Genomic DNA, 10,104 nt, shown 5'->3' on the forward strand with positions numbered 1-10,104 from the left:
GGTCAGGTACGACGCGCCAGACAGCCCGGGCGCGAAAGCGGGCACCGCATAGATCGGCCACTATAGCGTGGCTTTTTGACGATTGCCCGTCAGCCGCCGTCGCGGGGCTAGAGCTCGGTGAATTCGCTGCACTGCGGCAACGGCGCGTCGGGCTGGTAGCCCTGCCCGCTGAAGCGCAGGGTGCGCTGGAATGAACAGGTGCGGTCGGTCTCGGTGCGCAGGTCCTTGCGGGTCAGCCGGCCCATGGCCAGCGAGTCGCGCTCCCGCGACACCCCCGCCGGGTAGCGGGTTGCCCGGGTCGTGTAGCGCAGCACCGGCATGCCCTCCCCGTCCGGCGCCAGGGTCAGGTCGGCGCTGAAGCTGTATTCGTCGTGGCAGGCGCCGGCACGCTGTTGCATGTCCTTCTCGCTGAAGCATGCCCGGATCATCGCGTTCCCGTCGGAGGGCACCGTCAGCACGCTGTCGATCTGGATGCCGTCGTCTTCGTGGTAGATACGGCTCAACGACAGCTGCGAGGCACTGGCGCCGCCGCCGGAGTACATCGTGTTCGTTTCGCCTACCACCCCCACCAGCACGTTCTCCAGCGCCGCCTGCTGCGGATCGCGGGGCGGCTGGGGCGCGCCGATCCCGGGCGTCATGCGCACCAGGTACGGCCAGGGCCGGTAGTTGCGCACCTCGTCGCCCGCCGTCAGCAGCGGCACATAGCGGAAGCGCGGGGTGGCCTCACCCGCCACCTGCTGCGCCACTTCCAGCTGCGCGGCGCCCTCGTCGCCCTGCCGCGCAGTGCGCACGCACCAGAGGTGGTCTGCGGTGCACAGCCACGCCGACGTCGCCTCGCTGCTGTCCCCACCCTCGTCCTTCGGCCCGGTCTGTTCTGCGAGCGGCTCCAGCCGGTTGCCGGCACGGTCGCGCTGTACCGGCTCCGGCACGGCAACCGCGGCCGTCGCCTGCAGGGACATCAGCAGCAGCGCGGTCGCGTATACGCCGCGCCGGTTCAGCATCCTTGTCATCGCCATCCTTCCCTCGCAAACGTCCATGATAGCCCGGTGCTGGCGTGGGCTCAGCGCACCCCGTCCAGCGCGTCCGCCGCGCCGGTCAGCACCGCGCAGGCGTGGTCCTGCAGCTCCTCGCCGCTGGCCTGGTGGCCCGCCTCCAGATCGGCCTGGGTCGCCAGCAGCACGAAGCCCGGGTCGCGATCGTCGCGGCCGTGCCCCGCCACCACCAGCGACCAGCGGCCGAGGTCGCCCGCCGCCGCCGGTCCGGCGGCCAGCAGGTGCAGCGGATTGGCGGTCAGCGCCAGGCCTTCCAGGCGCAGGGCCTGGTAGGTATGCCCCCGCAACGGCTGCGGCAGCGGCTGCCACTGCGTGGTAATTGCGTCATCCATGGCCTGTAGTTGGGCCAGCACGTCGGCGCGCAGGCAATCCACGTGGATATGCAGTTGGTGCTGCGAGCGCCCATGCGCCGAATTCAGCGCCAGGCTGGCTACGGTCCGTGGCAGAGGCTGGCCCAGCGCCTTTTCGGTGAGACTGCGCGCCTGCCAGGCCGCCGCGAAATAGTTGGGTGCCTGCGCGGTCAGCAGCGCCGGGCTTTCAATGCCGGTCACGCGGTCCAGCGGCATCAGCAGGTACTGGTAGTCCCCGTGCGAATCCTTGACCAGCACGTCGCGCCGGCCCGGCGCCGCGTCCACGCTCAGGCAGGCGCCGCGCGGTGCGTCGGGACCGATGCAGTCGCGCTGGATCAGGCCCCACAAGGCGTCGGGATTGACCGGGGGTCGCGGCGGCGGCGCGCTGTTGCACGCGGCCAAGCCCAGCAAGAGGGCAAACGAGGAACTACGCAGGAAGGACACAGACACGGCACTTGCAGTTGCCCGGCCCGGTGTGGGGGGCTTTGCGGCCTATTCTAGCGGCGGTGCTCAATACGTACTGAACGGCACCTCGACCACCTGCGCAGGACCGCCCGTCGAGGGCAGCAGCGTGTATCGATCGAGCGCCCCGTTTTCGTCGGCCAGCGGCAGGCGGCGGAACTGCAGCGTCCAGTGCGCGGCGCCGAACTTCACGATACCGCCGGGCTCCAGTGCGGCACCGGCCGGCAACAGCAGGCCACCGAGGTCGCTGTAGGCCTCCGGCAGCTCGGAGTAGGCGTAGTCCACCAGCTCGGCGTCGCGGGTCATGGCATAGACGCGCGGGTCGCCCTGGCGACGGTTGCGCTCTTCGCTGCCCAGCAGGTCCGCGATCCAGACCCCGGGCAGGTGATAGCGGGTTTCCAGGGCGATCGCGTCCAGGCGTTCGCTGTCGACCACCAGGCAGCACACCGTGCGCTTGCTCTCCCGGTCCAGGATCGCGAATCGCTCACCCTTTTCGGCGGCGGTGGGCAGCAGTGCGAAGGCGAGATCCTGCAGCACCGGCTCGCTGCCACTGGCCGAGTGCAGGTTGCGCCAGGCACCGAAGGTCGGCGCACCCGCGGCCGACGCCATACCGCACAGCATCCCTGCCGCAAGCAGGCCCAGGCGCCCTGCCCTTGTCCATGTCGAGTGCCGCATGCTGTCCATTCCGCTGTCGGTGGTGCCGCTGGCGCAGTCGGTGCGCACCCGGCGTTGCGCCACTATGCCCCCGCTCTGCATACGCGGCAATCCCATCGCGACAGGGTGACGGCGGCGCTCAGCCGATCACGATGTAGTCGCTGACCTGTTCGACGTCGGCATGCGCCCCGCGCACCAGCTGCACGTGGCGGCCGCCGACCTGGTCGATGGCGATGCAGTCATCCACGTCCAGCAGCGCATCGGTATGCGGCTTGATCCAGTGTGCGTCGTACAGGGCCTTGGCCCTGCTCTTGGCGGTAGCCAAGTCCGGCGCGACCAGCAGCAGGTAGTCGTGCACCTCCCCCAACGCACCGCGTACGTAGCCGCCCAGGTTGACGAAGAACAACCGCGGCGCCGCGGCGGCGGGCGCGGCATCGCCGAACCGGACGCGGTACCCGTCAACGCCGTCCACGGCCAGCCAACCGTCGATATGCAGGCCCTTGGCCGCCCCGAACCAGTCGCGCCGCAGCTGCGGGTAGGCGTCTTCGATCCGCTCGACATTGGCGAAGGCCACGTCGTGGACCTCGATCCGCGCGCGGGCATGGCGCCCGCCGAGCATGAACACGTGCAACACTTCCGGCTCCTTCGCCTGTTCGGGGCACCAGTGTAGCGGCGCCCCCTCACGACCCGAACGACCGGGGTGGTATGGTCGAGTCTGGCCACCGCAGGAGCGACCCATGACGTCCCGTACGCGCACGCTGTTACCGCTGGTGGCTGCCGCCACTGCCCTGACGCTCTCGGCCTGTGCCACCGCGCCGGGCCCGGAAATCCCCGGCACGGGCCAATGCCATGACGAAGGACTGGGCTGGGCGGTCGGCAAGGTGGCCGATCAGCCGACGATGCGCCGACTGCTGCTCGAGAGCGGCACCGGCCTGATCAATCCGATCGGCCCGGAGACCATCACCAGCCGTGACCGGCGCACCGACCGCCTGCGCGTGTTCATCGACAAGGACAACATCATCACCGCCGCCCGCTGCGAGTAGCGCCGGGCTCTGCCCGGCTGCGTACCCACCAACGGTGGGTACCTACCGCGCGTTCGCGTGCCGGAGTTCGGTCACCAACGAATCGGCGCTGATATCGGCAAGCGTACGCGCCCCGGTCAGCGTCATCGCCACGCGCATCTCCTTCGCCATCAGGTCCAGCAGGTTGGCCACACCGGCCTCCCCCTGCGCGGCCAGCGCGTAGACAAAGGCGCGGCCCAGCAGCACCCCGTCGGCGCCCAGTGCGAGCATGCGCACCACGTCCAACCCGCTGCGGATGCCGGAGTCCGCCAGGATCTCCAGTTCGCCCTTGACCGCATCGGCAATGGCCGGAAGCGCGCGCGCGGTGGACAGCACGCCGTCGAGCTGGCGGCCGCCATGGTTCGATACCACGATGCCATCGGCGCCAAAGCGCACGGCGTCGCGCGCGTCCTCCGCATCCAGCACGCCCTTGATCACCATCGGGCCGGTCCAGAACTCGCGGATCCACTCGAGGTCCTTCCAGGAAATGGACGCGTCGAAGTTGCTGCCCAGCCAGCCGATGTAGTCGGCCAGCCCGGTCGGACTGCCGCGGTACGCCGATATGTTGCCCAGGTCGTGCGGACGCCCGCGCAGGCCCACGTCCCACGCCCAACCGGGGTGCGTGACCGCCTGCAGCATGCGCCGCAGCGGCGCATTGGGTCCGCTCATGCCCGAATGCGCATCGCGGTAGCGCGCGCCCGGGGTGGGCATGTCCACGGTGAACACCAGCGTGGTGACGCCGGCGGCCTTGGCCCGTTCCAGCGCGTTGCGCATGAAACCGCGGTCCTTGAGCACATACAGCTGGAACCACATTGGCCGACCGATAGCCGGTGCTACTTCCTCGATGGGACACACCGATACCGTGGACAGCGTGAACGGAATACCCCGGCTGGCGGCGGCGCGTGCCGCCTGCACCTCGCCGCGCCGGGCGTACATGCCGGTCAGGCCGACCGGCCCCAGCGCCACCGGCATGGCCATGCGCTCACCCAGCAGCTCCGCCTCCAGGCTCAGGTCGGCCACGTTGCGCAGGATGCGCTGGCGCAGCGCGATCTCGGCCAGGTCGGCGACGTTGCGCCGCAGCGTGTGCTCGGCGTAGGCACCGCCGTCGATGTAGTGGAACAGGAACGGCGGCAGCCTGCGCTGCGCGGCCGCACGGTAATCGGTGGAAGCGGAAATGATCATGGCCCAACCATGGCGGATGCGAATGCGGCCCGCCCATTAGACCAAAGATCTACCCCGCACTCTCAGCCGCAGCCGCAGGCGCTGGCAGGGCCCTTCAGCTCCACGCCGTTGCCGTCCGGATCGCGCAGGTAGAGCGACAGCCCATCGCCTTCGGCGCCCAGATTGCTGGCGGCCGGGCCATCCACCGCCACCCCGTGCATCGCCAGGTGTTCGCGCAGGTGCGCCTCATCGAAGGGCTCCACGCGCAGGCACACGTGGTCCAGGTTGCGCCCCTGTGCGCCCGCGGCGGCCCCGCCACGGCTGCCCAGCGTGCCGTCGACGCTGATCAGGTCGATCATCGACGCACCCGCGTGCAGGTGCACCATGCCCAGCGAGGGCCGCTCGCGCGCGACCGTGCAGCCCAGCACGTCACGATAGAACGCCACCGCGCGCGCCAGGTCCTGCACACGCAGCACCACGTGGTCGATGCGTTGGATTTCGAAGGGACGTTGACTGCTCATGGCGACTCCAGTTTCTTGGCCAGGCGACGGAAGACGGTGAGGACGACGACGCACATCACGCTCACGCCGATGGCGATCACGTACTCGCCGATGCCGACCGCGATGCCGATCGCCGCGGCCATGATCAGCGAGCTGGCGGTGGTCAGGCCACTGACCTCATCCTCGCGGTTGCCGCGCAGGATGGTGCCGGCCGCCACGAAACCCACGCAGGCCACCACGGCCTCGATCAGGCGCACCGGGTCCACCTGCAGCAGGTCGCGGTAGCGCTCCTGCTGGAAGTGTTCGGCAATGCTGTCGCCGAGGCCGACGATCAATGCCGCCGCACCGGCAATCAACATATGCGTGCGCAACCCCGCCGCATGCTTGCCCAGCTCGCGCTCCAACCCGAGCACGCCGCCAAACAGCATCGCCGCGGCAATGCGCAGCAGGATCGAAAGATCTTGTTCCAGTCCCATCCACTTCTCCTCGCCTATGCGCGAAGACTTGCGTGGCGGTCGTGGCAGCGCCGTGAAGTCGGGCGTGAGCGCCGCGTGCAGGAGCGGGGGCGTGCCCCGCTCCGTGCGGATCACTGCGCCAGGTAGCCGCCGTCGATGGCGTAATAGGTGCCGGTGGCGAACGAGGCGTCCGCGCTGGCCAGCCAGGCCACCAGTGCCGCCACTTCCTCGGCCTTGCCGAGCCGGTTCAGCGCATGCTTGGCCTCCAGCGCCTTGCGTACCGCCGGGTCCATCTTGTCCAGCAGCGGCGTGGCGATGAAGCCCGGCCCGACCGCGTTGACCCGGATGTTGTCACCGGCATGTTCCCACGCCGCGGTCTGGGTCAGCCCGACCACACCATGCTTGGCCGCCACGTAGGCGGCGGAGTTGGCGAAGCCGACCTGCCCCAGGATGGAGGCCATGTTGATGATGCTGCCGCCCTTGCCTGCCTTGCGCAGCGCCTGGATCTGCGCCCGCTGGCACAGGAACACGCTGTTGAGGTTGACGTCGATGACGCGCTTCCAGCCATCCACCGGATACTCGCCGCTGCTCGCGGAGGGCCCGCCGATGCCGGCGTTGTTGACCGCGATATCCAGCCCACCCAGTTCCTGCACGGTCCGCTGCACGGCCGCCTCGACGGCCTGTTCGTCGGTGACATCCAGGGCGATGCCGATCGACTTTACGCCTCGGCCACGCAGCGCTTCGGCGGTCTTCTGCACCGCATCGTCCTTCAGGTCCCACACCGCCACCGCCGCACCGGAATCGGCCAGCAGCTCGGCCACGGCCAGGCCGATGCCGGAGACGCCACCGGTGACGATGGCAACCTTGCCCTTCAGTTGGTAATCAATCATTGCGTTTGCCTCTGTTTGAGTCCTTCCGAGCCTACGCCTGGAATGCGTTACACAACGTGCACATAGCGCACCGCAACAATGCTTCCCATCGCTGCAACGCACCCGGCCGTATGCTGGCTGTCGTAGCCCTGCACGACTCCCTTCCCCAAGGCACTGCACATGACCCAGTCCACTGACGGCACGTTGTTCACCCCCACCCGGCTCGGCGCGATCGAGGTCGGCAATCGCATCGCGATGGCCCCGCTCACCCGCAACCGCGCCATCGAAGGGCGCGTGCCCAACCCGCTCGCCATCCAGTACTACGAGCAGCGCGCCAGCGCCGGCCTGATCATTGCCGAGGCCACGCAGATCAGTCCGCTCGGCCAGGGCTATCTCGACACGCCCGGCATCTACAGCCAGGCGCAGATCGATGCGTGGCGCAAGGTCACCGACGCGGTGCATGCGCGCGGTGGCCGCATCGTGCTGCAGCTCTGGCACGTGGGCCGCATCTCGCACACCAGCCTGCTGCCCGAGGGCGAGGTCCCGGTCGCCCCGAGCGCGCTGCGCGCCAACGGCAAGACCTTCACGGCCAACGGCTTTGAGGATGTTTCGGAGCCGCGCGCACTGCGCCTGGACGAAATCCCGGCGCTGATCCAGGACTACCGCCAGGCCGCCCGCAACGCGATCACGGCCGGCTTCGACGGGGTGGAAGTGCACGCCGCCAATGGCTACCTGATCGACCAGTTCCTGCGCGACGGCAGCAACCTGCGCACCGACGAATACGGTGGCAGCATCGAGAACCGCACACGCCTGCTGGATGAGGTGGTGCGCGCCATTGCGGCGGAGATCGGCGCCGAGCGCACCGGCGTGCGTCTTTCGCCGGTCACGCCGGCCAACGATGCGCACGATTCACAGCCGCAGCCGCTGTTCGAGCGCGCGGTCGAACGCCTCGATGCGATCGGGGACCTGGCCTTCATCCATGTGATTGAAGGGGCCACCGGCGGCCCGCGCGACAACATCCCATTCGACTACGCCGCGCTGCGTGCGAAGTTCCGCGGCCCGTGGATTGCCAACAACGGCTACGACGAGCACAGCGCCGAGAAAGCCGTCGCCTCGGGATACGCCGACATGATCGCCTTCGGCCGCGCCTTCATCGCCAACCCGGACCTGGTGGAGCGCCTGCGGCTGGGCGTGGCACTCTCCGAGCTGGACCCCAACACGCTGTATGGCGGCGGCGCGAAGGGGTACATCGATTACCCGAGCGTGTCCGGTTAATACACCGGCAACGAAATGAACGAGGCGTTCGCCGGCGCATGCCACACCTGCTGGGTGGCCTTCTGGTAGTCACCCGGCTTGGCGAGGTAGATGTTGGGCACGAAGGTCTGCGGGTTGCGGTCGTACAGCGGGAACAGGCTGGACTGCACCTGCACCATGACCCGGTGCCCGGGTTGGAAGACGTGGTTGGCGGTGGGCAGGCCGAATTTGTAGTCGAGCACCTGGTTCGGCGTGATCGCCTTCGGGTCGCTGAAGCTCTCACGGTAGCGTCCACGGAAGATCGCCATCGACACCGCCAGTTCGTAGCCGCCCATTTCCGGGGTCGACGGGGTCTGGTCGGGGTAGACGTCGATCAGCTTCACGACCCAGTCGCTGTCGCTGCCGGTGGTGGCCGCCTGCAGGTTGACCTGCGGCGCGCCCCCGATCCGCAGCGGTTCGGTCAGCGGCTCGCTGACGAAGGTCAGCACATCGGGGCGGCCGTCCACGAAACGCTGGTCCTTCACCAGCCAGCTGGTCCACATGTCGCGGTCGGCGAACCGCACCGGGCGCGGCACGAACGGCACGGGCTTGGCCGGATCGGCGACGTAGGCTTCATAGGTCGCCTCGCCCGCCTGCGGCGCCTCGAATGACAGTTTGCCACCGGCGCGCAGGTACAGCGGCCGGGTCTGTGCGGCGGGACGCGGCCACTGCTGCAGTTTGTCCCAGTGGTTTTCGCCGGTGTTGTAAATCAGCACCGGCGGCGTATCGGCCTTGGCGGCGCCATCGACGAGGTACTGGTCGAAGAACGGCTTGAGCACGTCGCGGCGGAACTGCAGGGCGGTATCGCCATCGAACTTCAAGGCCCCCAGACTGCTGCCGTCGTAGTTCACCTGGCTATGCCGCCACGGCCCCATGACCAGGTAGTTGAGGGTGTTGCTGCTGTCACGCGGCTCCATGGCGGCATAGCTGTGCACGGCGCCCCACATGTCTTCCTGGTCCCACAGGCCCTGCAGCCACATGGTCGGCACTTTCAGCGGCGTTTTGGCCATCTGCGCATCCAGCGCCTGCTGCTGCCAGAAGGCGTCATAGGCCGGGTGTTCGATCAGTTTGTGCCACCACGGCAGCTGGTCCAGCCCGTTGGCCTTGGCATAGTCGCCCGCCGACCCGGCGCGCAGGAAGGTGGTGTAGTCGTCGTAGCCGGCGCTGGGAATGGCCGGGCCCTTGCCGCGTTTGGCCAGCTGGCCGGTGAAGTAGCCGAAGTTGACCTGGCGGAAGGCGCCGTAGTTGAGCCAGTCATCGCCCATCCAGCCGTCGATCATGGGGCTTTGCGGCGCAGCAACCTTCAGCGCCGGGTGCGGGTTGGTCAGCGCCATGACGACGGTGAAGCCCTCATACGAGGAGCCGAGCATGCCCACTTTGCCGTTGCTTTCGGGCACGTGCTTGACCAGCCAGTCGATGGTGTCCCACGCATCGGTGGCATGGTCCACTTTGGTGGTATTGAGCGGCCCGCGCAGTGGCCGGGTCATTACATAATCACCTTCAGACCCATATTTGCCGCGGATATCCTGGAACACGCGGATATAACCACCATCGACAAACACTTCGTCGCCCTGCGGCAGGATGTCGCGCATATGCGGCGAATCGATCCGCTTGGCACGGTTGGCCGCGTCGTAAGGCGTACGGGTCAACAGCATCGGCGCGTTGCGCGCGCCCTTCGGCACGACGATCACGGTATAAAGTTTGGTGCCATCGCGCATGGGAATCATCACCTCGCGCTTGTCGTAGTCGTAGTTCGCCGTGGGCGTCACGAAGCCCTTGGCCGGAATGTCCGGCGTCATGGGCGAGGTCTGCGCCGACACGCTGGCGGCGATCATCAGGCTCAACAGCGCAACAGGCACGACACGAACACGCATGGCTCTCTCCGGGCAGGTGATGGCGACCAACCCTCGCAGCCTAGCGCTCTTCTTCCCCATCGCCTATGTGCCGATGGTTGGCCGCGAACGGCCTTCTATTGCAAAGTCCTGAAGCCCAAAGCCCAAAGCCAAGAGCCCAAAGCCAAGAGCCTTGGTCTGCGAATCTCTCTGGCTTGGGGGGGGGGGGGGGGGGGGGGGGGGGGGGGGGGGGGGGGCCCCCCCCCCCCCCCCCCCGGCCCCCCCGCGGGGGCGCCCAGGCCGGCAAGGACCGCGCTGGTTTCGCTGCGCTCTGCAGTGCTTGCCACGCTGGCGGTGGACAACGCCTGTACTGGCGTCGCAGCCCCACCCTGCGGCAGTCGTGCGCCTGCAGGGG

The 10,104-nt window shown here is 68.4% G+C and carries 11 protein-coding genes; 2 read left to right on the forward strand and 9 right to left on the reverse strand.

Annotation, left to right across the window (positions count from 1 at the left end):
- Positions 1 to 107: 107 nt before the first annotated feature.
- From ACOZHM_RS02070 to ACOZHM_RS02085, 4 genes are all read right to left on the reverse strand, one after another.
- Positions 108 to 1,010 carry a hypothetical protein gene (locus ACOZHM_RS02070; RefSeq protein ID WP_421567286.1) on the reverse strand — a complete coding sequence of 301 codons (903 nt, stop codon included), beginning with the start codon at positions 1,008 to 1,010 and terminating at the stop codon, positions 108 to 110.
- 50 nt (positions 1,011 to 1,060) lie between these two features.
- On the reverse strand, positions 1,061 to 1,852 hold the full coding sequence (locus ACOZHM_RS02075; RefSeq protein ID WP_421567287.1) for a CDP-diacylglycerol diphosphatase: 792 nt from the start codon (positions 1,850 to 1,852) through the stop codon (positions 1,061 to 1,063).
- 60 nt (positions 1,853 to 1,912) lie between these two features.
- Positions 1,913 to 2,473 carry a decarboxylase gene (locus tag ACOZHM_RS02080; protein WP_421567288.1) on the reverse strand — a complete coding sequence of 187 codons (561 nt, stop codon included), beginning with the start codon at positions 2,471 to 2,473 and terminating at the stop codon, positions 1,913 to 1,915.
- 184 nt (positions 2,474 to 2,657) lie between these two features.
- Positions 2,658 to 3,152, reverse strand: coding sequence for a DUF1543 domain-containing protein (locus ACOZHM_RS02085; RefSeq protein WP_421567289.1), 495 nt, complete (start codon positions 3,150 to 3,152; stop codon positions 2,658 to 2,660).
- Between the two features lie 103 nt (positions 3,153 to 3,255).
- Here ACOZHM_RS02085 and ACOZHM_RS02090 point away from each other — a divergent pair, with 103 nt between their 5' ends.
- On the forward strand, positions 3,256 to 3,561 hold the full coding sequence (locus tag ACOZHM_RS02090) for a hypothetical protein (RefSeq protein WP_421567290.1): 306 nt from the start codon (positions 3,256 to 3,258) through the stop codon (positions 3,559 to 3,561).
- A gap of 42 nt (positions 3,562 to 3,603) precedes the next feature.
- Here ACOZHM_RS02090 and lldD read toward each other — a convergent pair whose 3' ends face one another.
- The 4 genes from lldD to ACOZHM_RS02110 all read right to left on the reverse strand — a co-directional run bounded on the left by lldD (position 3,604) and on the right by ACOZHM_RS02110 (position 6,585).
- Positions 3,604 to 4,761 carry an FMN-dependent L-lactate dehydrogenase LldD gene (gene lldD / locus ACOZHM_RS02095; RefSeq protein WP_421567291.1) on the reverse strand — a complete coding sequence of 386 codons (1,158 nt, stop codon included), beginning with the start codon at positions 4,759 to 4,761 and terminating at the stop codon, positions 3,604 to 3,606.
- 62 nt (positions 4,762 to 4,823) lie between these two features.
- The gene (locus ACOZHM_RS02100) at positions 4,824 to 5,261 is read right to left on the reverse strand and encodes a VOC family protein (protein ID WP_421567292.1); all 438 of its coding nucleotides are present in this window, start codon (positions 5,259 to 5,261) and stop codon (positions 4,824 to 4,826) included.
- Positions 5,258 to 5,716 carry an MgtC/SapB family protein gene (locus tag ACOZHM_RS02105; protein ID WP_282248169.1) on the reverse strand — a complete coding sequence of 153 codons (459 nt, stop codon included), beginning with the start codon at positions 5,714 to 5,716 and terminating at the stop codon, positions 5,258 to 5,260. Before ACOZHM_RS02105 ends, ACOZHM_RS02100 begins: the two co-directional genes overlap by 4 nt.
- A 110-nt stretch (positions 5,717 to 5,826) precedes the next feature.
- Positions 5,827 to 6,585 carry an SDR family NAD(P)-dependent oxidoreductase gene (locus ACOZHM_RS02110; RefSeq protein WP_421567293.1) on the reverse strand — a complete coding sequence of 253 codons (759 nt, stop codon included), beginning with the start codon at positions 6,583 to 6,585 and terminating at the stop codon, positions 5,827 to 5,829.
- A gap of 159 nt (positions 6,586 to 6,744) precedes the next feature.
- Here ACOZHM_RS02110 and ACOZHM_RS02115 point away from each other — a divergent pair, with 159 nt between their 5' ends.
- On the forward strand, positions 6,745 to 7,839 hold the full coding sequence (locus ACOZHM_RS02115) for an alkene reductase (RefSeq protein ID WP_421567294.1): 1,095 nt from the start codon (positions 6,745 to 6,747) through the stop codon (positions 7,837 to 7,839).
- Here ACOZHM_RS02115 and ACOZHM_RS02120 read toward each other — a convergent pair.
- Positions 7,836 to 9,731, reverse strand: a complete 1,896-nt coding sequence (locus tag ACOZHM_RS02120; RefSeq protein ID WP_421567295.1) for a CocE/NonD family hydrolase — start codon at positions 9,729 to 9,731, stop codon at positions 7,836 to 7,838. The genes ACOZHM_RS02115 and ACOZHM_RS02120 overlap by 4 nt on opposite strands.
- Between the last annotated feature and the right edge of the window lie 373 nt (positions 9,732 to 10,104).

Source organism: Stenotrophomonas sp. PD6 (assembly GCF_049199305.1).
GTDB lineage: Bacteria > Pseudomonadota > Gammaproteobacteria > Xanthomonadales > Xanthomonadaceae > Stenotrophomonas.